The organism is Brevundimonas sp. BR2-1, from assembly GCF_037626195.1.
Lineage (GTDB): Bacteria > Pseudomonadota > Alphaproteobacteria > Caulobacterales > Caulobacteraceae > Brevundimonas.
Genome location: NZ_JARKMV010000001.1, coordinates 1,521,076 through 1,543,063 on the forward strand (window position 1 = coordinate 1,521,076; position 21,988 = coordinate 1,543,063).

The 21,988-nt window shown below is 69.2% G+C and carries 21 protein-coding genes; 12 read left to right on the top strand and 9 right to left on the bottom strand.

Going from position 1 to position 21,988, the window contains the following annotated elements; all coding sequences use genetic code 11:
* The first annotated feature begins 45 nt into the window (after positions 1-45).
* The 8 genes from rho (at position 46) to BrevBR_RS07670 (ending at position 7,651) form a co-directional block, all read left to right on the top strand.
* Positions 46-1,461 (top strand): transcription termination factor Rho, encoded by a 1,416-nt coding sequence (gene rho, locus BrevBR_RS07635; RefSeq protein WP_332640241.1) that lies wholly within the window; start codon positions 46-48, stop codon positions 1,459-1,461.
* 40 nt (positions 1,462-1,501) lie between these two features.
* Positions 1,502-1,729 (top strand): DUF6489 family protein, encoded by a 228-nt coding sequence (locus tag BrevBR_RS07640; protein ID WP_340000490.1) that lies wholly within the window; start codon positions 1,502-1,504, stop codon positions 1,727-1,729.
* Between the two features lie 133 nt (positions 1,730-1,862).
* Positions 1,863-3,173 (top strand): tRNA uridine-5-carboxymethylaminomethyl(34) synthesis GTPase MnmE, encoded by a 1,311-nt coding sequence (mnmE, locus tag BrevBR_RS07645; protein WP_340000491.1) that lies wholly within the window; start codon positions 1,863-1,865, stop codon positions 3,171-3,173.
* A gap of 69 nt (positions 3,174-3,242) precedes the next feature.
* Positions 3,243-5,099, top strand: coding sequence for a tRNA uridine-5-carboxymethylaminomethyl(34) synthesis enzyme MnmG (gene mnmG, locus BrevBR_RS07650; RefSeq protein WP_340000492.1), 1,857 nt, complete (start codon positions 3,243-3,245; stop codon positions 5,097-5,099).
* A 53-nt stretch (positions 5,100-5,152) separates the two neighbouring features.
* Positions 5,153-5,725: a 16S rRNA (guanine(527)-N(7))-methyltransferase RsmG gene (gene rsmG / locus BrevBR_RS07655; RefSeq protein WP_340000774.1), complete on the top strand. Its 573-nt coding sequence runs from the start codon at positions 5,153-5,155 to the stop codon at positions 5,723-5,725.
* Entirely contained in the window at positions 5,709-6,521 is an 813-nt protein-coding gene (locus BrevBR_RS07660; protein ID WP_340000493.1) for a ParA family protein, read from the top strand. Before rsmG ends, BrevBR_RS07660 begins: the two co-directional genes overlap by 17 nt.
* A gap of 28 nt (positions 6,522-6,549) precedes the next feature.
* Positions 6,550-7,440 carry a ParB/RepB/Spo0J family partition protein gene (locus tag BrevBR_RS07665; RefSeq protein WP_340000494.1) on the top strand — a complete coding sequence of 297 codons (891 nt, stop codon included), beginning with the start codon at positions 6,550-6,552 and terminating at the stop codon, positions 7,438-7,440.
* 25 nt (positions 7,441-7,465) lie between these two features.
* Entirely contained in the window at positions 7,466-7,651 is a 186-nt protein-coding gene (locus tag BrevBR_RS07670) for a hypothetical protein (protein ID WP_340000495.1), read from the top strand.
* Positions 7,652-7,750: 99 nt separating this feature from the next.
* On the opposite strand, the gene holA is transcribed toward BrevBR_RS07670, so the two are convergent.
* The 4 genes from holA to BrevBR_RS07690 form a co-directional block, all read right to left on the bottom strand.
* A complete protein-coding gene (gene holA, locus BrevBR_RS07675; RefSeq protein WP_340000496.1) occupies positions 7,751-8,803 on the bottom strand; it encodes a DNA polymerase III subunit delta in 1,053 nt (350 codons plus the stop codon).
* A 10-nt stretch (positions 8,804-8,813) separates the two neighbouring features.
* Positions 8,814-9,305: an LPS assembly lipoprotein LptE gene (gene lptE / locus BrevBR_RS07680; RefSeq protein ID WP_332640249.1), complete on the bottom strand. Its 492-nt coding sequence runs from the start codon at positions 9,303-9,305 to the stop codon at positions 8,814-8,816.
* On the bottom strand, positions 9,305-11,863 hold the full coding sequence (leuS, locus tag BrevBR_RS07685; RefSeq protein WP_340000497.1) for a leucine--tRNA ligase: 2,559 nt from the start codon (positions 11,861-11,863) through the stop codon (positions 9,305-9,307). Before leuS ends, lptE begins: the two co-directional genes overlap by 1 nt.
* A gap of 64 nt (positions 11,864-11,927) precedes the next feature.
* On the bottom strand, positions 11,928-12,398 hold the full coding sequence (locus BrevBR_RS07690) for a DUF3576 domain-containing protein (protein ID WP_332640251.1): 471 nt from the start codon (positions 12,396-12,398) through the stop codon (positions 11,928-11,930).
* A 336-nt stretch (positions 12,399-12,734) separates the two neighbouring features.
* Here BrevBR_RS07690 and BrevBR_RS07695 point away from each other — a divergent pair, with 336 nt between their 5' ends.
* Positions 12,735-13,127 carry an NtrZ family periplasmic regulatory protein gene (locus BrevBR_RS07695; protein ID WP_332640252.1) on the top strand — a complete coding sequence of 131 codons (393 nt, stop codon included), beginning with the start codon at positions 12,735-12,737 and terminating at the stop codon, positions 13,125-13,127.
* A 6-nt stretch (positions 13,128-13,133) separates the two neighbouring features.
* On the opposite strand, the gene BrevBR_RS07700 is transcribed toward BrevBR_RS07695, so the two are convergent.
* The gene (locus BrevBR_RS07700; RefSeq protein ID WP_332640253.1) at positions 13,134-13,778 is read right to left on the bottom strand and encodes a thiamine phosphate synthase; all 645 of its coding nucleotides are present in this window, start codon (positions 13,776-13,778) and stop codon (positions 13,134-13,136) included.
* On the opposite strand from BrevBR_RS07700, the gene BrevBR_RS07705 reads away from it, so the two are divergent.
* Together BrevBR_RS07705 and BrevBR_RS07710 are read left to right on the top strand one after the other, a co-directional pair.
* Positions 13,777-14,490, top strand: a complete 714-nt coding sequence (locus BrevBR_RS07705) for a YggS family pyridoxal phosphate-dependent enzyme (RefSeq protein ID WP_340000498.1) — start codon at positions 13,777-13,779, stop codon at positions 14,488-14,490. The genes BrevBR_RS07700 and BrevBR_RS07705 overlap by 2 nt on opposite strands.
* 62 nt (positions 14,491-14,552) lie before the next feature.
* On the top strand, positions 14,553-15,239 hold the full coding sequence (locus BrevBR_RS07710) for a response regulator transcription factor (RefSeq protein ID WP_332640255.1): 687 nt from the start codon (positions 14,553-14,555) through the stop codon (positions 15,237-15,239).
* Here BrevBR_RS07710 and BrevBR_RS07715 read toward each other — a convergent pair.
* On the bottom strand, positions 15,236-16,063 hold the full coding sequence (locus BrevBR_RS07715) for a hypothetical protein (protein WP_340000499.1): 828 nt from the start codon (positions 16,061-16,063) through the stop codon (positions 15,236-15,238). The two genes, BrevBR_RS07710 and BrevBR_RS07715, sit on opposite strands and share 4 nt — an antisense overlap.
* A gap of 83 nt (positions 16,064-16,146) precedes the next feature.
* Here BrevBR_RS07715 and BrevBR_RS07720 point away from each other — a divergent pair, with 83 nt between their 5' ends.
* Positions 16,147-17,556: an SLC13 family permease gene (locus tag BrevBR_RS07720; protein ID WP_340000500.1), complete on the top strand. Its 1,410-nt coding sequence runs from the start codon at positions 16,147-16,149 to the stop codon at positions 17,554-17,556.
* Here BrevBR_RS07720 and BrevBR_RS07725 read toward each other — a convergent pair.
* The 3 genes from BrevBR_RS07725 to BrevBR_RS07735 all read right to left on the bottom strand — a co-directional run bounded on the left by BrevBR_RS07725 (position 17,553) and on the right by BrevBR_RS07735 (position 21,901).
* Positions 17,553-18,347 carry an exodeoxyribonuclease III gene (locus tag BrevBR_RS07725; protein WP_340000502.1) on the bottom strand — a complete coding sequence of 265 codons (795 nt, stop codon included), beginning with the start codon at positions 18,345-18,347 and terminating at the stop codon, positions 17,553-17,555. The two genes, BrevBR_RS07720 and BrevBR_RS07725, sit on opposite strands and share 4 nt — an antisense overlap.
* 254 nt (positions 18,348-18,601) lie before the next feature.
* Positions 18,602-19,234 carry a LolA family protein gene (locus tag BrevBR_RS07730; protein ID WP_332640259.1) on the bottom strand — a complete coding sequence of 211 codons (633 nt, stop codon included), beginning with the start codon at positions 19,232-19,234 and terminating at the stop codon, positions 18,602-18,604.
* A 300-nt stretch (positions 19,235-19,534) separates the two neighbouring features.
* Positions 19,535-21,901, bottom strand: coding sequence for an FtsK/SpoIIIE family DNA translocase (locus tag BrevBR_RS07735; protein WP_340000503.1), 2,367 nt, complete (start codon positions 21,899-21,901; stop codon positions 19,535-19,537).
* Positions 21,902-21,988 lie beyond the last annotated feature (87 nt).

Sequence of the window (21,988 nt, forward strand, 5' to 3'; positions counted from 1 at the left end):
CGCTGTTTCGCGAGCGCCCGGCCGCGCATGTTCAAGAAGCTTCCCATGACCGACGTCCGCGACACCGATCCCACCGCTCCCGAAGCCGAGAACCTCGAGGGCGAACAGCCGTCGACGGAGATCGCCGCAGCCGACCTGCCCATGGTCGACCAGGAGCAGAGCGACGACGAGGACGACGGCGAGCCGATCGTCCCCAACGGCCGCATCACCCTGCAGGAGCTCAACGACAAGACGCCGGAAGAGCTGGTCGCCTTCGCCGAGAGCCTCGAGATCGAGAACGCCGGCAACCTGCGCAAACAGGATCTGCTGTTCGCCATCCTGAAGACCCTGGCCGATGAAGAGGTCGAGATCATCGCCTCGGGCACGCTGGAAATCCTGCCCGACGGCTTCGGCTTCCTGCGCAGCCCGGACGTCAATTATCTTCCGGGTCCGGACGATGTTTACGTGTCTCCCTCCCAGATCCGCCGCTTCGGCCTGCGCTCGGGCGACACCGTCCACGGCGCCGTGCGCGGCCCGCGCGAGGGCGAACGCTATTTCGCCCTGCTCAAGGTCGACACGATCAATTTCGAGGACCCGGAAACGGTCAAGACCAAGGTCCTGTTCGACAACCTGACTCCGCTTTATCCCGAAGAGCGGCTGCATATGGAGATCCAGGACCCGACTCTGAAGGACCGCTCGGGCCGGGTGATCGACATCGTCGCACCGCTCGGCAAGGGTCAGCGATGCCTGATCGTCGCTCCGCCGCGGGTCGGCAAGACGGTGATGCTGCAGAACATCGCCAAGTCGATCGAGCGCAACCACCCCGAAGTGACCCTGATGGTCCTGCTGATCGACGAGCGGCCCGAGGAAGTCACAGACATGCAGCGCACGGTGAAGGGCGAGGTCATCGCCTCGACCTTCGACGAGCCCGCCACCCGCCACGTCGCCGTCGCCGAAATGGTGATCGAAAAGGCCAAACGCCTCGTCGAGCACAAGAAGGACGTCGTCATCCTGCTCGACTCCATCACCCGCCTGGGGCGCGCCTACAACGCCACCGTCCCGTCGTCGGGCAAGGTCCTGACCGGCGGCGTCGACGCCAACGCCCTGCAGCGGCCGAAGCGCTTCTTCGGCGCCGCGCGGAACGTGGAGCAGGGGGGCTCGCTGACCATCATCGCCACCGCCCTGATCGACACCGGCTCGCGGATGGACGAGGTGATCTTCGAAGAGTTCAAGGGCACCGGCAACTCCGAGATCGTCCTGGACCGCAAGGTCGCCGACAAGCGCATCTTCCCCGCCATCGACGTGCTGAAGTCCGGCACCCGCAAGGAAGAGCTGACCACGCCCAAGGACCAGCTGGCCAAGACCTATGTGCTGCGCCGTATCCTGAACCCGATGGGCCCGCAGGACGCGATCGAATTCCTGATCGACAAGCTGCGCCAGTCCAAGAACAATGCGGACTTCTTCCAGTCGATGAACACCTGATGCAGCGCCAGCTGTTTCACGTGAAACATGGAGCGGCGGCATGAAGGTCAATGTCGAGATCGACTGCACACCCGAGGAGGCGCGCGCCTTCCTTGGGCTACCCGATGTCGCGCCGCTGAACGATCATCTGGTCGCCGAGATGAAGCGGCGGATGGACGAGAACATCACCGCCATGCAGCCCGACGAACTGATGAAGACCTGGACCAGCTTCGGCCTCCAGGCCCAGGACCAGTTCCGCAAGCTGATGGGAGCCGCGGTCAAACCGTGACGGTGTCTCCTCCCCCTTGGGGGGAGGGGGACCGCGAAGCGGTGGAGGGGGCTGACCCCATACGCCGCCGTTCGGGGGCCGCCCCCTCCACCATCCTTCGGATGGTCCTCCTCCCCCTGAAGGGGAGGAGACGATGAATCCCGACACCATTTTCGCCCTCGCTACTCCGCCCGGCCGGGGCGCCATCGCCATCCTCCGCCTTTCCGGTCCGGCCACGGAAGCGGCCCTGGCCGCGCTCGGCGCCGGCGGCCTGAAGCCGCGCCTCGCCTCTCTGCGTGATCTGACCCACGATGGCCGCCCGATTGACCAGGCTCTCGTCCTGCGCTTCCCCGCTCCGAACAGCTACACGGGCGAGGACTGCGCCGAGCTTCATCTCCACGGCGGCCGCGCGGTGGTCGAGGCCGCCAGTCAGGCCCTGATCGCGCTCGGGCTGCGCCCGGCCGAGCCCGGAGAGTTCACCCGCCGCGCCTTCGAGAACGGCCGCATGGATCTGGCCCAGGCCGAGGCCGTCGCCGATCTGATCGACGCCGAAACCACGGCCCAGGCGTCGCAGGCGCTGGGCCAGCTGGACGGCGCCCTGTCGCGGACCTACGCCGGCTTCCGCCGCGACCTGCTCAAGGCCATGGCCCTGGTCGAGGCCGAGATCGACTTTCCCGACGAGGAAATCCCCGACAATCTGGCTCGCACCGCCGGTCCGGTTCTGGACCGGCTGATCGCCGATCTGCGCGCGGCCCTGGCCGACGCCCGGCGCGGCGAGCGGGTGCGCGAAGGCTACCGCATCGTCCTGATCGGCGAGACAAACGCCGGCAAGTCGTCGCTGTTCAACGCCCTCGTCGCGCGCGAAGCCGCCATCGTCACCCCCATCGCCGGGACGACCCGCGACGTGCTCGACGCCGACCTGATCATCGGCGGCTACGCCGTCACGCTGTCGGATACGGCAGGCCTGCGGGCGGCCGAGGATGTCGTCGAGGCCGAGGGCGTGCGCCGGGCCCGGGCGAGGGCCGAGGCGGCCGAACTGCGGCTCTGGGTTCGTGGCCCGGGTGATCCGCCAGGCGTCGCCGCTGACTACGTCCAGCCCGGCGATCTGCTGATCCGCAACAAGTCAGACCTTGGCCATACCGATCCCGTGGACGGCCTGGACAATCTCGTGGTCAGCACGGCGACCGGCGAAGGGCTGGCGGAGCTGCACGACTGGATCGCCGCCCGCCTTGGCCGCGATCTGTCGGGCGCCGACTTCCCGGCCGTCACGCGAGAACGTCACCGCCGCCGCCTCGTCGAGGCCCTGACCGATGTCGAGGCCGCCCGCCGGGCGCTCCACCATACACCGGAGATGGCCGGAGACGATCTGCGCCGCGCCGCCGAGACCCTTGGCCGGGTCACCGGCGCCATCGGCGTCGAAGACGTTCTCGGCGAGGTCTTCTCGACCTTCTGCATCGGCAAGTGATCTGTTTCACGTGAAACATCGCCACGTCACCGGTGGCGTTTCAGACGCTTTTCCCCTATGTCCCCGGCCATGAAATCCTTCGACGTCATCGTCATCGGCGGCGGGCACGCCGGCTGCGAAGCCGCGGCCGCGTCCGCGCGCGCGGGGGCCAGGACGGTGCTTCTGACCCAGAAGCTCGAGACCATCGGCGAGATGTCCTGCAACCCGGCTATCGGCGGTCTGGGCAAGGGTCATCTGGTGCGCGAGATCGACGCCATGGACGGCGTCATGGGCCGGCTGGGCGATGTTTCCGGCATCCAATTCCGCCTGCTCAACCGCTCCAAGGGCGCGGCGGTGCAGGGCCCCCGCAGCCAGATCGACCGCCGCCTCTACCGCGAGGCCATGCAGGCGGAACTGGGGGCCACCCCGAACCTGACCCTGATGGCCGGCACGGCCGAGAGCCTGATCCTTGACGGCGGCCGAGTCGCCGGCGTGATCACGGGTGCGGGGGCCGAGGTTCGCGCCGGCGCCGTGGTCCTGACCACGGGCACCTTCCTGAATGGCGTGATCCACAAGGGCGATCAGCGGATCCCCGCCGGCCGTCATGGCGAGGCGCCCTCGACCGGTCTGGCCGCTGACCTCTACGGCGCCGGCCTGCAGATGGGCCGGCTCAAGACAGGCACGCCCGCCCGACTCGACGGCCGCACCATCGCCTGGGACCGGCTGGAAATGCAGCAGGCTGACGCCGAGCCCGTGCCGTTCAGCTTCCTGACAGCCCGGATCGACGTCCCCCAGATCGCGTGCGGCGTGACCCATACGACGACCGAAACGCACCGGATCATCGCGGAAAACCTGGGCGAAAGCGCCGTCTACGGCGGCCACCTGTCGGGCCGCGGCCCGCGCTACTGCCCCTCGATCGAGGACAAGGTGGTCCGTTTCGCCGACAAGACATCGCACCAGATCTTCCTCGAGCCCGAGGGTCTGGACGACCCGACCGTCTATCCCAACGGCATCTCGACCTCGGTGTCCGACGCGACCCAGTCCGCCTTCCTGCGCACCATCCCGGGGCTGGAGGCGGTCGAGGTGTTCCGCTTCGGCTACGCCATCGAGTATGACTATGTGGATCCGCGCGAGCTGACCCCGGCGCTGGAGGTCAAGAAGCGGCCAGGCCTGTATCTGGCCGGCCAGATCAACGGCACCACGGGCTATGAAGAGGCGGGGGCCCAAGGCCTGATCGCCGGCCTGAACGCGGCTCGCGCCGTCGCCGGCTCGGATCCGATCGTTCTCGGCCGGGACCAGGCCTATATCGGCGTCATGATCGACGATCTGGTCACGCGCGGCGTGACCGAGCCCTACCGGATGTTCACCAGCCGAGCCGAATACCGGCTGACCTTGCGGGCCGACAATGCCGATCAGAGGCTGACCCCCCTGGCCATGGACGCGGGCATCGTCTCGCCCCGCCGTGCCGGGGCGTTCCGGGCGAAGGCCGCCCAGCTTGCCGAGGCGGCGGCTGTTTCACGTGAAACGGTGTTCACGCCCAAGGAAGCGGCGGCCTTGGGAATCCACGTCAACGCCGACGGCCAGCGCCGTTCCATCCGCGATCTTCTGGCCTTCCCCGGTGTGACTCTCGAAACCTTCATCCCGACCCGGCCAGCGATCGCTGACTGGTCGGATCAGGTCCGCCAGCAGATCGAGATCGACGCGGGCTACGCCGGCTATCTGGACCGTCAGGCTTCCGACGCCGAGGCCCTGCGGCGCGAGGAGGCTCTGGCCCTCCCGGTTGACCTCGACTATGCGGCAATCGGCAGTCTGTCCAACGAGGTCCGCGAGAAGCTCTCCCTGGTGCAACCGCGCACCCTGGGTCAGGCCGGCCGGATCGAGGGTATGACCCCGGGCGCGCTGACGGCGCTTCTGTCCCACGTCAAACGGACACGGGTGGCCGCGTGAGCCTCGCCGACGCGGCCGCGTTTCAGGCCCGCACCGGCGCGACGCCCGCGCAGATGGCCGATCTCGAATCGTTCATCGCCCGCCTGACCGAGGCGAACGCCGTGATGAACCTCGTCGGCCCGGACAGCCTGCCCGACGTCTGGAACCGGCACATATGGGATTCCGCCCAGCTGCTGGAGATGCGGCCAAACGCGAAGACCTGGGCGGATCTCGGCGCCGGCGCCGGCTTTCCCGGTGTCGTCCTCGCCATCCTGCTGAAAGACCGCCCGGACAGCCACGTCTGGCTGATCGACAGTCTCGGAAAACGCTGCCGCTTCCTGCAGGAGGTGGTCGGCGCCCTGTCCCTTCGCGCCACCGTGATCAACGGCCGGGCCGAGGAGCAGAGGGTCAAGGTCGACGTCGTCACTGCCCGCGCCGTCGCTCCGATGGAGAAGCTTCTGGCCTATGCACAGCCTTATCTACAGCGCGGCGCACAGGGGCTGTTTCTCAAGGGGGAAAAGGCCGAGGCTGAGTTGATCGAAGCCCGCAAGGTCTGGCAGTTCGATAGCGACCTCTCCGTCTCGCGCAGCGATCCGCGCGGCCGTATCGTTTCCGTCCGGAGCCTCCGACGTGTCCCCAACCGGTAAGACCCGCGTCCTCGCCGTATCGAACCAGAAAGGCGGCGTGGGCAAGACCACGACGGCGATCAATCTCGGCACCGCCCTGGCGGCGATCGGCGAGAAGGTGCTGATCGTCGACATGGATCCGCAAGGCAATGCCTCCACGGGTCTGGGTGTTCCACGTGAAACACGGCGGGTCACCATCTATGATGTTATCGTCGACGGCCGCTCCGTGGATGATTCCGCCGTCCAGACTTCCGTGCCCGGTCTGCACATCATCCCCGCCGACGCGGATATGTCCGGCGTCGAGATCGAACTGAGCCAGGCCGACCGCCGCTCCTTCCGCCTGCGCGACGCGCTGGCCGGGCAGGGGGCGGAAGGTCAGACCCGGTACGACTATGTGCTCATCGACTGCCCGCCGTCGCTGAACCTTCTGACCCTGAACGCCATGGCCGCGGCCGACGCCGTGCTGGTCCCTCTGCAATGCGAATTCTTCGCGCTGGAGGGCCTGACCCAGCTGATGAAGACGATCGAGATGGTGCGTCAGAGCCTGAACCCCACGCTGGAGATCCAGGGTCTGGTCCTGACCATGTACGACCGGCGCAGCGCCCTCTCGGGGCAGGTGGCCAACGATGTCCGAAATCACTTCGGCGACAAGGTCTATGAGTCGGTCATTCCGCGGAACGTCCGGGTGGCCGAGGCGCCGTCGTTCGGCAAGCCGGCCCTGATCTACGACCTCAAATGCGCCGGCAGCCAGGCCTATCTGCGTCTCGCCCGCGAGGTGGTGGCGCGCGAGAAATCCCGCCGGCTTCAGGCCGCGTGATGATGAATAAAAGAACGGAATCAGTGTCTTGAGCGAACGTCAACGCGGTCTTGGACGGGGCCTCTCCGCCCTTCTTGGAGAACAGGTGGCGGAGAGCGCCCCGGTCGACGGCGCCCCGGCGCCCGCCGGTGTTCGCATGGCTCCGATCGAGAGCCTGAAGCCCAACCCGGAACAGCCCCGCAAGATCTTCAACAACGATGATCTGGCCGAACTGTCGGCCTCGATCCGCGACAAGGGCGTGCTGCAGCCGATCCTGGTGCGGTCGCAGCCGGGGCAGGACGGCGTCTGGCAGATCGTCGCCGGCGAGCGCCGCTGGCGCGCCGCCCAGCTGGCCCGTCTGGCCGAGGTGCCGATCGTGGTCCGCGAGATGGACGACGTCGAGGTGTTCGAGGTGGCGATCATCGAGAACGTCCAGCGCGCCGACCTCAATCCGCTCGAAGAGGCCGACGCGTACCGCATGCTGATGGAGCGCTTCGGCCGCACCCAGGACGCGGTCGCCGGCGTGGTCGGCAAGAGCCGCAGCCATGTCGCCAACACCCTGCGCCTGCTGCAGCTGCCCGAAGAGGTCCTGTGGTTCGTCCGCAATGACAAGATGAGCGCCGGCCACGCCCGGGCGCTGATCACCGCGCCGAACCCGGCCGCCCTGGCCCAGAAGATCGTCGACGAGGGGCTGAACGTCCGTCAGGCCGAGGCGCTGGCGCGCCGCGCCGCTGACGGGCCCAAGCCCGGCACGGCGCGGGCGAACGCACCGACGTCGGGCGAGGGCGCGGCCGATGTCGCGGCGCTGGAGCAGGATCTGGCCGACGCCCTGGGCCTGAAGGTCCAGCTGGCCGACAGGGGCGGAAAGGGCGAGATCACCATCCGCTACGGCTCGCTGGAGCAGCTGGACGATCTGTGCCGCCGCCTGATGCGGGGCTGACCGGAACCTGTGCTAGGCTGACGTCATGACCGACAAGCCCAGCAATCCGACCGCCGAAGCCATGAAGCGCGCACTCGCCGCCAAGAAGGCCGGGGGCGGGCCCGGATATACGGGCCTCCAGGGCGCGGCCCGGGCCGAGGAAAAGGCCCAGCAGGCGCGCAGCGCCGCCCTGGCCAAGCCCGCCTTCCGCAAGGCGTCCAAGCGCGGCTAGTTCGTGGTGATTTCGACCAGTCTTTCGAGACTATTCCGACGCCTTCAGCAGCGCGGGACTGAAACTTGATGAAGATTGGCCGCCGTCTGCGATACGAACCTAGAGCCCCAGCCGCCTCGCCCGCGCCGAAATCTCCAGCAGCAGCCGTTCTGCGATCAGCTGGTCGGGGGAACCCGTGGTCTTGGTGGCGATGTCGGCGGCGTTGACGCTGTCCAGCACCCGGTCGAGGTCCTCCAGCCGCCAGCTGCGCGCCTGCCGCAGCATTTCGGCCTCCTGTTTCCAGAACACCCCGGCCGCCTTGGCCGCCTCCTTGGCCCCCGAGCCATTGGCCTGAAGCACGTTGATGCGGCGCAGCCGGCCCAGATGGATCGAGGCCTGCCGCACCGCCATGACGGGCGATTCGCCCTCGGCGAAGGCGCGGCGCAGGCCGGACTGGGCCGGGGCGGGGCGGCCGCCGAAGGCCTGAAGCGCGGCGTCCTGCAGCGAGGCGTCGGCCTCGACCCCCAGATGCTGCTCCAGCTCGGCGACATCGATGGTCTTGCCCGAACCGGGCCCGATATAGAGGGCCAGCCGCTCGATCTCCTGCCGCATCAGGCCGCGTTCGCGGGGCAGGCGGCTGACGAACCGGTCGAGCGCGTCGCCGGTCAGCCCGACCTTGTCGGCGGCCAGGGCCTCGCGCGTCATCCGGGCGACATCCCCGACCTCATCTTCATAGCAGGCGATGCCGACGGCCTCCTTCGCCCCCTCGGCGGCCTTGCGCAGGGCGGAGTCGCGGCCAAGAGCGCCGGCCTCGATGACCAGCATGGCGTCGGGATTGTAGGCGCCCTCGGCGTGGTTCTTCACCGCCGCGGCCAGCATCCTGTCGATCGCGGCCTTCTCGGAGCCCAGCCGCACGCGCACCAGACGGCGGCCGCCGATCATGCTCAGGGCGGTCAGGGCCTCCTCGAGACGGGCCTCGTCGCCGTCGATGTCGCTGTCGGTCAGGACGGTGACGTTGAAGGGGTCGTTGAGATCGGGGGTGATCGCCTTGCACAGGATTTCGGCGCGCTCGCCGACGCCCGAACGGTCCTTGCCATGGATGACGGCGGCGCGGACGCCGCGATCGGGCGAGGACAGGAAGCGGTCGACCTCGGGCCGTTTGGTCAGGATCACCGGACGACCCTCAAGGCTGCGCCGATAGCGCCCGCATGATGTCCAGCCGGATCAGGCGCGCCAGTTCGGCGGCGGCGCGTTCCTCGCCGTCCTGCTGGGCGGCGATGGCGGCGTAGGGCTGGTCGGCGGCGGCGTAGGTGGTCGTCACGGTCTCGACTCCGCCGAGCGGTTCGCCGCCGCCCGTCGGCGTCAGGGTCCAAGCCCCGCGCACGGTCAGCTCATAGCGGGTGGCGGTGTCGTCGATCCGGCGACCCAAGGACCGTCGCGACTGGTTCAGATCGGTCTGCAGCCGCCACAGCGGCGCCTGCGATCCGTCCCGGCCGAGGGCGTCTTCCAGCTGTTCACGCACCCGATAACCGAGACGGTCGTCCTGGGTGGTCACCGCGATGCGCGACAGCGACCCGCCGACGCCCGCGTCGCCGTACAGGGGCGTGAAACCGCAGGCGGACAGTCCCACCAGAGAGACAAGCGCGAGCGCGAGAGTCGGGCGGGTCCGGCGCATCAGCCGACCACCAGATTGACGATGCGATCCTTGACCACCACGATCTTCCTCACCGTCTGACCCTCCAGCCGCGCCTGGACGTCGGCGTCGGCCATGACGATCGCTTCGACCTCGGCCGGTTCCAGACCCCGTGCGACGCGGATCTCGCCGCGGCGCTTGCCGTTGACCTGAATCGGCAGGACTACTTCGTCGTCAGCCGCCAGAGCCGGATCGAAGACCGGCCAGGGCGCGTCCAGCACCATCCCCTGTTCGCCGAGGCGCGTCCAGCACTCCTCCGCCAGGTGGGGGGTGAAGGGGGCGATCAGCCGGGTCAGGGCCGACAGGGCCTCGCGCCGCGCCGCGCCGCCGGCCTTCTGCGTATCGCGCACGGTGGCGATGAAGCCGTACAGCTTGGCGATGGCCGAGTTGAACCGGAAGGCGCTGACGCCCTCGGATACCGCCTTGATGGCCTTGTGGGTCTCGCGGATCAGGAAGGCGTCCGCCTCAGGTTCGCCCGCTGCGTCCGGATCAAAGGCGTCGACCTCGGCCCAGACGCGCTGGACGAACCGGCCTGCGCCCTCGACCCCGCCGGGGGTCCATTGCACGTCGCGCTCGGGTGGACTGTCGGACAGGACGAACAGGCGGCCGGCGTCGACGCCATAGCCCTCGACGATCTCCTGAGGGGCGACGACGTTCTTCTTCGACTTCGACATCTTCTCGATGTCGCCGATGGTCAGGACCTCGCCGGTCGACAGTTGGCGGGCCGAGCGTTTGCCGGCCTCGTTGGTCAGTTCGACATCGGTGGGCTCGACCCAGGCGCCGTCGGCGCGGCGGTAGGTCTCGTGGACCACCATCCCTTGGGTGAACAGGCCGGCGAACGGCTCCTTGACCGACATCAGGCCGGCGTCGCTCAGGGCGCGGCTGATGAAGCGGGCGTAGAGCAGGTGCAGCACGGCGTGCTCGACCCCGCCGATATACTGATCGACCGGCAGCCATTTGTCGGCGGCGGCCTTCGAGATCGGCTCGGCGGCCGTCGGGTCGGTGAAGCGGGCGAAATACCAGCTGGAGTCCACGAAGGTGTCCAGGGTGTCGGTCTCGCGCACCGCCTCGCCGCCGCAGGTCGGGCAGGCGACGTGCTTCCATGTCGGGTGGCGGTCCAGCGGATTGCCGGGCGTGTCGAAGGTCACGTCCCGGGGCAGTTCGACGGGCAGCTGATCGGCTGGGACCCCCACCGGGCCGCATTTGGCGCAGTGGATCACGGGGATGGGACAGCCCCAGTACCGCTGACGGCTGACGCCCCAGTCGCGCAGGCGATAGATGGTCGCGCCCTGGCCCTGGCCGGCCGCCTCGATACGGGCGATGGCCGCGGCCTTGGCCGGCTCTATCTCCATTCCGTCCATGAAGCCGGACTGGAACAGGCGGCCAGGTCCGACGTAAGCCTCTGTATCGACATCGAAATCGTCACCGGCGCCGTCAGGTCTCACGACCGGGATCACGGGCAGGCCGTATTTGCGGGCGAAGTCCAGGTCGCGCTGATCGTGAGCCGGGCAGCCGAAGATGGCGCCGGTGCCGTATTCCGACAGGATGAAGTTGGCGATCCAGACGCTGACCTCGCGACCGTCGAACGGATGGACCACCTTCAGGCCGGTGTCGAACCCGATCTTCTCGGCCTGTTCGATCTCCGCCTGGGTAGAACCGCCCTTGCGGCATTCGGCGACGAAGGCGGCGGCGTCGGGGTTGGTCTCGGCAATGGCGCGGGCGATCGGATGGTCGGGGGCCACGCCCATGAAGCTGGCGCCGAACAGGGTGTCGGGGCGGGTGGTGTAGATCTCCAGACCGTCGGGCGCGGCGGCGGGCGGGTCTCCGGCCCATTTCCACGTCATCTGCAGGCCCTTCGACCGGCCGATCCAGTTCTCCTGCATCAGGCGGACCTTGTCGGGCCAGCGGCCTTCCAGCTCCTTCAACCCCTCGATCAGGTCGTCGGCATAGTCGGTGATGCGCAGGAACCACTGGTTCAGCTTGCGCTTCTCGACCACCGCGCCGGAACGCCAGCCGCGACCGTCGACGACCTGCTCATTGGCCAGAACGGTGTTGTCGACCGGGTCCCAGTTGACGACCGAGTCCTTGCGATAGACGAGGCCCCGCCGGAACAGCTCCAGGAACCACGCCTGCTGCTTGCCGTAATAGGCCGGGTCGCAGGTGGCGAACTCGCGGGACCAGTCCAGTGACAGGCCCAGCAGTTTCAGCTGGTCGCGCATGGCGGCGATGTTGGACCAGGTCCAGTCGCCCGGATGGACGCCACGCTCGATGGCCGCATTCTCGGCCGGCAGCCCGAAGGCGTCCCAGCCCATGGGATGCAGGACATCGAAGCCCTGGGCCCGTTTGGAGCGCGCCACCACGTCGCCCATGACATAGTTGCGGGCGTGGCCCATGTGGATGGCCCCCGACGGATAGGGGAACATCTCCAGCACATAGTATTTGGGCTTGCCCGTCCCCTCGGTGGGGGTGCGGAAGGCGTCGGCGGCCGCCCAGCGGGCCTGCTGGCGGGGTTCGGCGGTTTTGGGCTCGTATCGGGCCACGGGAATCCTTCAGGGTCGCTCCTGAAGGCGGGGCCAGTAGGAGGCGTGGGGTATCGGGGGAGGGTTAGCCGGCGTTCTGGAGGTTGAGCTGGCGCGCCTTGGTCAGGATGGCGTTTTCCAGGTCGGTCTCGGTCTGGGCGGCGACGCGGGCCCCGACCCAGGCGCCCGTGGCGTCGCGGACTTCCTTGGTCACCGTCACGTTCAGCGCATCGGCGCGAAGGCGGGTGTCGAGGATGAAGACCGTGGCCTTGAACCGCTCGTTGGGGTTCGCCGGGTCGGTGTACCAGTCGTAGTTGATGACGCCGCCCCAGGGATCGGCGTTGGCCAGGGGCATGAAGGCCATGGTGTCGAGCGTGGCGCGCCACAGGAAGGCGTTGACGCCGATGCCGGTCTGGGCCGAAGCCGCGGCCCGCGTCGCGCTGTCCATGCCGAAGACGTCGCCCACAGTGGGCCCGAACGGACGGTCCGACGAGCAGCCGCTCAGCAGAACGCCCGAGGCGAGGAGGGCGAACGTCGCACCGCGAACCAGCACCATAGAGAGACTCCATTCGGTCGAAACGTGCGGCGGACCGGTTCCACCCACGCGCTGGCCTGCCCGAACGTGGGTCGTAGCCGAAGCGAGGCTCTATAACACGGCGAAAAGGGGCGATGACAAGGCGAAGACGTGTCGGGGGCGCAAGGATCTGTCCCGCATTGGGGCATTCGCGCGGCACGGGAACCGGCAAGCCGTGACGCTCGCGCCACAGGAGTCCCCAGAGTCGCGCGGAACTCCGGTCCAGCTACGCCGTTTCGTTGACCGGGCTGACCAGCGGTGTCTAATTGCTGGCAAGAGATCGCGGCGGGATCCCCGTCGTGGCGTGAAGGGCAGGACATGCGCAGCAAAAGCGCCGTCATAGCTGGACTGGCCGCGGGGCTTACGCTCCTCGCATTGGCCGACGCCGCGTCGGCCCAGACCGCCGCCCGCGCCCGCGCGCCCGCCGTATCCCTGAGCGAGGCCCAGTCCGCGCGCGCCGCGACCGGCACGTCGCGCCTGCGTTTCACAGAGCGCGGCCGCTGGGGCCTGGACCTGAACCTGAGCCAGCCCGAGGCCCGCGACAGCAATGTCGGCGACGTCGAGGCCGGGGCCTATTACCGCGTCAATCCGCGCCTGCGCGTCGGCGCCGCCGCCGGTCTGGCCGAGGCCGACACCGATCCTGCGACCGGGCCGCAGACCGAGCGCCGTCAGGCCGCCCGGTTCCGGCTGGAATCGATCTTCCGCTTCTGACGCCGGTCAGGCGCCGAACGCCGCCTGGACCGCCGACACGCCCGCAATCCCGCAAGCGCCCGAGCCAATGAGGCTGCGGGCGTTTTTCGCATCTACGCCGCCCAGGGCGTAGACGGGGCAGGAGGCTGACGCGGACAGGGCTCCGAACGCTCCCAGACCCAGCGGCGGCGTGGTCCGGGACGGGCCGCCCGCCGGGAAGACCGGTGACAGTACCCGGGCGTGCAGGCCGGTCGCGTCGAGTGCAAAGCCCTGGTGGGCCGCGCCGGTGATCAGCCACTGCGGATACGCCTCCGACAGGGCCCGGGCCTGATCCAGCGCGCGCTCCGGCAGATGCACTCCATCCGCGCCGACGGCTTCGGCCAGATCGGCGTCGAGGCCGATCAGCAGCCGGACGCCGCCCGCCGCCGTGATCTCGCGCAGGCGCAGGGCGGTTTCGCGGGCGTTGAGCCGGCCGAAATGACGGAACACCACGGCCGCCCCGGCCGGCAGGCGGGCCGCCGTTTCCCACGGGCGGGGCGTGCGGACGGGGTCGGTGAAGAACAACAGGGGCGGCAGGGCCACGGGAGACGTCGGCGCCCCGCTGACTTTGGCGGCGTCGCGTGCGAGGACACGGGCGACCTCCCACAGGGTTTCGGCGTCCGAGCGGTTCATGGCCTCCTCATCCCCCGATCAAGCCAATGCGTCCAGCCTCGCGGGCCGCCTCGAGATGGTGCGGGCGCGGATCGCCCGGGCCTGCCGCGCCGCCGGACGGGCCCCGGACGAGGTCGTCCTGACCGCCGTGACCAAGACCCAGCCGCCCGAGGCGATCGACGCCATACTGGCCGCGGGCCAGCGGGTGTTCGGCGAGAACCGGGTCCAGGAGGCGCAAGGCCGCTGGAAAGGCCGCTGCGCGATCCCCGGTCTGGAGCTGCGCCTGATCGGACCGCTGCAGACCAACAAGGCGGCCGACGCGGTCGCCCTGTTCGACGTGATCGAGACCCTGGACCGGCCCCGTCTGGCCGACGCCCTGGCCGCCGCCGCCGCCAAGGCGGGCAAACCCTTGCAGTTGCTGGTCCAGGTCAACACCGGGGCCGAGCCGCAGAAGGCCGGCGTCCTGCCCGAGGACGTCGACGCCCTGATCGTCCACGCCCGGTCTTTGGGGCTGACGGTCGAGGGTCTGATGTGCATTCCGCCCGCCGGCGCGGCGCCTGACAGCCATTTCGCCCTGCTGGGCGAGATCGCCCGCCGCAACGGGCTGAAGGTGCTGTCGATGGGGATGAGCGGCGATTACGAGACCGCGATCGGCCTCGGCGCGACCCATGTTCGGGTCGGATCGGCGTTGTTCGGGGAACGAAACACCCCTCAAACGCCCTCTATGGACTGAAAACCGCTCCGCTTGCGGTCAAACCCTTGGCGTAACCGCCGACGCTCGCCATTCTGGTACCCATGCCCACGCCCAAGACCATACTGATCATCGACGACGACGACGACCTGCGCGAGGCGCTGGCCGAACAGCTGGCCCTGCATGAGGCCTTCCGGCCGGTTCAGGCCTCGACCGCCGCCGAGGGCGTGCGCATGGGGCGCGAGGTGCGGGCCGACCTGATCCTGCTGGACGTCGACCTGCCCGACATGGACGGACGCGAGGCCTGCCGCCTGCTGCGCAAGGACGGGGTCTCGACCCCGATCATCATGCTGACCGGCCAGTCGTCGGATTCCGACACTGTGCTGGGGCTGGAGTCGGGGGCGAACGACTACGTGACCAAGCCCTTCCGCTTCGCTGTCCTGCTGGCCCGCATCCGGGCCCATCTGCGCAGCCACGAACAGTCCGAGGACGCCGTCTTCCGCATCGGCCCCTATGAGTTCCGGCCCGCCGCCAAGGTCCTGGTCGACGACAAGGGCCGCAAGGTGCGGCTGACCGAGAAGGAAACCAGCATCCTCAAATACCTCTATCGCGCCGGGGCCAAGGCCGTGTCGCGCGAGGAGCTGCTGACCGAGGTCTGGGGCTACAACGCCGGGGTCACGACGCATACGCTGGAAACCCACATCTACCGCCTGCGCCAGAAGATCGAGCCCGAGCCCGGGCAGGCGCGCCTGTTGCTGACCGATGCGGGCGGCTACCGGCTCCAGCCCTAACCCGGTCTCCACTCACTGAGCACCGCGCCGGTATCGCCGTCCTCGAAGGCGATGCGGTCCACCGCCGCGCCGACGATACAGGCCGGCGGCCGGTCCGGGGCGACGACCCGGCAGCGGATCACCCGGCCCACGGCCCAGCCGGCGAGGCGGCCCTCGAGCACCAGGCGATAGCCCCGGGCCGGAAACCCGACGGGCTGTTCGTCGTCGTCGCGCACCATATGCGTCAGGTCCCGGTCGCCCGACCGCCCCAACCGGGAGGCTCCGGTCGGGCGCACCATCACCAGGCCGGCCGACCGCGCCGGGGGCGGCGTCGCCGGAGCTCCGGGCGCGCGAACGGGCGAGGCGGGGCAGGCATCCGAGCGCATCCACGGCTGGTTGATCCAGATGCCGGCCAAGCCCTCGAACCCGTCGGGGGCGGGGCCGGAGGCGTCGCCCGCGGTCCAGTCGGCTGGAGACAGACTCAGACGAATCGACTGCCCGTCCGCGGAGACCGTCGCATGCGGCAGGCCGTCTCCCGCCGAAGCTTTGTCCGTCGGGGCCGGCTCCGGGCCGAAACAGCCGAACGCCACCGTCAGGGTGAAGGTGCGGCCGACCAGCGGGTCGGGCCCCGCGCGCGCGACGCCCGCGGCGGCGTCGGAGGCCGCGGCGTCGATGGCGGAGAGAAGGGCGGCCCGGTCCAGGGTGGGAGAGGCCGGAACGGGGGCCGCAGGCGCGGGCGTTTCGGCCGGCCGGGGAGGCCGGTCGCAGCCGGCGGCGACGCATCCCATGAAGACCAGCCCCGCCGCCGTTCGCCGCGTGCTGTTGACCATCGCCTCGAAAACCATGGAACAACCCTAGCATATCGTCCGCTTGGACAGGGGGCGCTGCAGGGCCCTTTCAGAAAGCCGCCGGGGGCCCGCGCCGTTCCATGACCTTCGATCAGATCGCGGCCCTGGTGGTGCTGACGGCGGTGGTGGGCGTGCTGGTGCACGGCCGGGTGAGGGCCGACGTGGTGGCCTTGACGGGGGCTGCGGCCCTTTTGCTGCTGGGCGTGGTGCGACCTGTCGAGGTGCAGGGCGCGTTCGCCAGCCCCGCTGTCATCGCCCTGGCGGGCCTGTTCGTGATCGCCTACGCCATCGAACTGTCCGGCCTGCTGGGCCTGATGATCCGGCAGGCGACGAAGCTGGCGTCGCGGGTCGGGTCGATCGGGGTCTGGGCGGTGATCGGCATGTGCGGCGTCCTCGGCGGCTTTCTCAACAACACGCCGGTGGTGGTGCTGGCGGCGCCGGTGATCCGGGACGTCGCCCAATCGCTGAAACTGTCGCCCAAACGCTTCCTGATGCCGCTCAGCCACGTTTCGGTGCTGGGCGGGCTGATGACGCTGATCGGCACCTCCACCAATCTGCTGGTCAACGACATGGCCCGCAACGCCGGACAGCCCGTGTTCAGCCTGTTCGAGATCACGCCCGTAGGCCTGAGCATCGCCGTCGTCGGCGGGCTGTGGCTGTATTTCGTCGGCGCGCGCCAGCTGGGCCGCAGCGTCGAGGCTGACGAGGCGGAGCAGGCGCGACTGGCGGAGATGGAAGAGGCGCGGCGCCAGGCGGCCGAGGCGGTCCTGGCGCGGCGGCGGCGGATCCTGCCGTTCAACCTTCCGCGCCTCGGCGAGGCGCGCGCCAACGACGACGGCTCCGGCGACGCCCATCTCGGCGACGTCGCCCTGTTCGGAGCCGCAGACCGGGCGTTCGAACTGCGCCGCGCTCTGATCGCGCTCGGGGTGTTCCTGGGGGTGGTGGCCGCCGCCGGGCTCGGCCTGGTCCCCATCGCCGCCGCGGCCTTCGCCGGCGCCGTCGCCCTGATCCTGCTCAGGGTTATCACTCCGGAAGAGGCCTATGCCGGCCTGCGGCCCGAGATCCTGTTGCTGATCGCCGGCATGGTGGTCGTCGGTGTCGCCATCGAGGTCACTGGCCTGGCGGCCATCGGGGCCGAGATGCTGATCGGGGTGATCCGTCCGTTCGGACCGCTCGTCGCGCTGATCATCCTCTATGGCGTGACCCTGTTCGCCACCGAGCTGCTGTCCAACGCCACGGTGGCGGTGCTCATCACCCCGATCGCCGTAGCCCTGGCCGAGAGCCTCGGCGTCGATCCCCGTCCCTTCCTGGTCTGCGTGATGATGGCGGCCTCGGCCGCCTTCGCCACCCCGTTCGGGTACCAGACCAATGTGCTGGTCTTCCAGATGGGCGCCTACAGCTACATGGATTTCGTACGGGTGGGCGTGCCGCTGAATCTGATCACCTGGGCGGCGGCCATGGTCGCCATCCCGATCTTCTTCCCCTTCTAGAGGTCCAGATCCACGGTGACCGGGGCATGGTCGCTGGGCTGGGTCCATTCGCGGACCGTGTCGTGGATCCGGGCCGTGCCGGGCGTCACCGCAGGCGTCAGGCCGGGCGAGGTCCAGATGTGGTCGAGGCGAAGGCCGCGGTTGGACTTGCGGAAGTCGGCGGCGCGATAGCTCCACCAGCTGGCCAGTTTCTGCGGCTCGGGAATCTGGTCCCGCACCACATCGGCGAAACCGCCGGCGGCCTGGAGGCGGCGCAGGGTCTCCACCTCCAGCGGGGTGTGGCTGACGATCTTCGACATGTAGCGGTGGTTCCAGACGTCGTTCTCGCCCGGCGCGATGTTGAAATCGCCCGCCAGCACCAGCGGGCGCTGTCTGTCGCGCCCCGCCATCTCGGCGGTGAGCCGCTCGTAGAAGTCCATCTTGTGATCGAATTTCGGGTTCACGGCCCGGTCGGCGATGTCGCCTCCGGCCGGGATGTAGAAATTCTGGATCTCGACGTCGTCGACCACGATCCCGACGCAGCGGGCGTGCTTCTCACGGCAGACGTCCAGCGCAGGGGCCGCCGCGATTGGCTTGCGGCTGGCGATGGCGACGCCGTGCCAGCCCTTCTGGCCGCCGATCTTCAGATGGGGCATGCCCATGGCCTCGAAGGCGGCGCGCGGGAATTGGTCCTCGAGGCATTTGATCTCCTGCAGGCACAGGACGTCGGTTCCGCTCTCCTCGACGAAGCGGGCGACCTGATCGATGCGCAGGCGGACGGAGTTGATGTTCCAGGTGGCGATGCGAAGCATGGGATGGCTCTAGCAGCCCGAAGCGTCCTGCACACCGCGATCAAGCAGCGAGCCGCCGCGCGGCGAGCGGTAGCGCCCCGAGGGCGACTCTGTCGCCCAATAAAAAAGCGCCCGATCGGGGGGATCGGGCGCTGGAAGGTTCGTCTCTCGCCGCCGGGAAGGGGATGAAATCCATAGCGGTCGGGTCGGCTCCCGCCGACCTGTTGCGAAAGTGCCACGGCGGACGAAAAAAGTCAACTCGCCCGGAGCGGGAATTATCCGCGGCGCGGGCGGCGGGTCGGATCGTCGAGCCGGAACAGGCTGGCCGCCAGGCCGGGGGCCGGCTGCAGCGAGGTCAGCTGGGTGCGGGTGCGGCCGCCTTGCGCATCCGTGATGGTCCACTCGTGCAGCCGCAGGGGCGAACCGGCGAAGGACAGGATGACAGAACCGTCGTTGGGACGGCGGTTATCGCGGGCGGTGATGGCGAAGGCGCCCGAGGCCATGCGGGTCACGCGGTCGATGCGCACGCCCTGGTCGAGACGCACGGTGCGGGCGAGGAAGGTCGACAGGGGCGTGGAGCCCAGGGGCACCTGACGGAAGACGTTCAGGCGCGGATCGTAGCGTTTGACGTTCGAGCCGTCCGACACGACCAGCAGGCCGGCGGGGTTGGTGTATTCGAAGCGCATCTTCCCGGGGCGCTGGATCCAGAAACGGCCCTCGCGGCGTTGCGCGCCCGAGGTCTCGACGAAATTGCCCTGGGCCGAGGTCAGGCCCTGCAGATACGCCTGCGCCTGGGCCACGACGGCGCGGTCTTCCGCCGACAGGCCGGCCTGGGCGGCGGCCGGCAGGGCGGCGAAGGCCGTGATGGCGGCGGTTCCGAAAGCGAAGGCGCGGCGTGAGACGGTCATAGGGTCTTCTCCCGTTCGGGATGGTTTTCGATCATGCCGTCATACGGACTGCGAAAGGCGGGGGCATGACCCGAGCCTGACCATATTCCGGCGCTGCGATGAAGCCCTGTTCAGGATCAACAGGCGGACGGCGGTCCGGACGAACGCGGACAGGGCCTCTCCGTTGCGGCGAGCGACGAAAATGTCCGATGAAAACTCGTGGGTACTTCGGACAATTCGGACAGTTTCATCGCTTCTCCGGCGCCGCCAACCGGCGAGGGCCATCGTATCGCGTCCATGGAGGGCGCCTGGCGGCGATCGCTACATTGGCGGCGGGCCGGCGAGGATGTCGCGCTTGCCGGCGTGGTTGGCCTGGCTGACGACGCCTTCCTGCTCCATCCGTTCGATCAGCGAGGCGGCGCGGTTGTAGCCGATTTGCAGGCGGCGCTGGATGTAGCTGGTCGAGGCCTTGCGGTCGCGCGTGACCACGGCCACGGCGCGGTCGTAGAGGTCGTCTCCTGACCCGCCGCCCTCGTCGTCGAAGGCGCTGTCGCCGTCGCCGTCCGGATCGTCGGTGATCAGGTCCAGATAGTCGGGCTCGGCCTGGGAGCGCAGGTGTTTGCAGACCTCGTCGACCTCCTGATCGGTCACGAACGGGCCGTGCAGGCGGGTGATGCGGCCGCCGCCGGCCATGTAGAGCATGTCGCCCTGCCCCAGCAGCTGCTCGCCGCCCTGTTCGCCGAGGATGGTGCGGCTGTCGATCTTGGAGGTGACCTGGAAGCTGATCCGGGTCGGGAAGTTGGCCTTGATGGTGCCGGTGATGACGTCCACCGACGGGCGCTGGGTGGCCATGATCAGATGGATGCCGGCGGCGCGGGCCATCTGGGCCAGACGCTGGACGGCGCCCTCGACGTCCTTGCCGGCGACCAGCATCAGGTCGGCCATCTCGTCCATGACCACGACGAGGAAGGGCATGGGTTCGGGGCGGATCTTCTCGGATTCGTAGACCGGGCGGCCCTGGTCGTCGAAGCCGGTCTGGACCGTGCGTTCGAAATGCTCGCCCTTGGCCACGGCCTCGCGGGCGCGCTCGTTGTAGGAGGCGATGTTGCGCACGCCGAGCTTGGACATGCGGCGATAGCGGTCCTCCATCTCGCGCACGGTCCATTTCAGCGCGACGACGGCCTTCTTGGGATCGGTGACGACCGGGGCCAGCAGGTGCGGGATGCCGTCATAGACCGACAGCTCCAGCATCTTGGGGTCGATCATGATGAAGCGGCATTCGGCGGGGGTCAGCCGGTAGAGGATCGACAGGATCATCGCGTTGACCCCGACCGACTTGCCCGAGCCCGTGGTCCCGGCGATCAGCAGGTGGGGCATGCGCGCCAGGTCGGCGACATAGGGCTCGCCGCCGATGGTTTCGCCCAGCGCCAGCGGCAGCAGGTGGGCGGGCTTGTCGTATTCGGTGGAGGCCAGCAGGTCGCGCAGATAGACGGTCTCGCGCCGGGCGTTGGGCAGTTCGATGCCGATGGCGTTGCGGCCCGGCACGACCGAGATGCGGCAGGCGCGGGCCGACATGGAGCGGGCGATGTCGTCAGACAGGGCCACGACGCGGCCGTGCTTCACGCCGGGCGCCGGGACCAGTTCGTACAGGGTGACGACGGGGCCGGGGCGGATCTGGTCGATGACGCCGCGCACGCCGAACTCCTGCAGCACGCCTTCCAGCATCTTGGCGTTCTGTTTCAGCGCCTCCTCGTCGACCGAGGCGACGCGTTTGGCGGGCTTGGTCAGCATGCCCAGCGGCGGCAGGTCGAAGCCGCCGGAAGGCCGGGCGAAGTCGAAGGCGGCCTGGTTGTCGTCGAGCTCGCGTTTCGAGGCCTTCGGGGCCTTGGCGGCGGCGACCTTGGGCTCGGGCGCGCCGCGGGCGGGGACAGGGGCGTCCCACGGCGGGGACTCTTCTTCCGGAGCGAGGCTCAAGGGGGCGTAGTCGTCGGGTTCGGGGGCCGGACGCGGACGGGGCGGGGCCTTGGCGGCGGCGGCGCGGCGGGCTTTCGCCGGGGCCGGGGCCATGGCGCGGCCGCTGCGGGCCCAGACGAGGGCATCGCCGAGATCGGACGTCCTCAGGCCGATAGCGTAGCCGATGGCCCACAGGGCGACGGGGAAGAAGATGACGCCGGCGATGATCGGGGCGCCGGGAATGCGCAGCGCCGTGCACGCCATACGGATCAGTCCCACGATGGCGTCGCCCCACAGGCCGCCGAGGCCGGCGGCCAGCGGCCATGCGGCCGGCGCGGTCAGGGCCGACAGGGCGGCGGACAGGGCCAGGACGCCGCCAGCTGCCGAGAGGGCCTTCAGGGGCGTCGGCTTCAATCTTTGCTGGATGACGTCGCCTATGGCGGAGGCCAGTCCGAAGGCGATCAGCAACAGGGCGGCCGGGAAGGCGGCCATGCCCAGCGACTGCATGAACAGGTCGGCGAACAGGGCGCCGTTCAGGCCCAGCCAGTTGGTCGGGGCCAGATCCGAGGCGGCGTTCAGGCTGGGATCGGCCGGATTCCACGAGATCAGCGCCGCCAGCAGCAGGGCCGCCAGCAGGGCCTGCAGCACGCCGCGGAATTTGATCGCGATGGGCGCGCCCCACAGGATGCGGGCGCCGAACCAGGCGCGCTGGCCGATGGCGAGGGCGGCGGACATGGCGGGGACGAAACTCCGGACGGTCGAACAGACCCGCTGTTGTCACCCCGGCAGGGTTAAGGGGTCATTTACCAGAGGGCTCTGCGA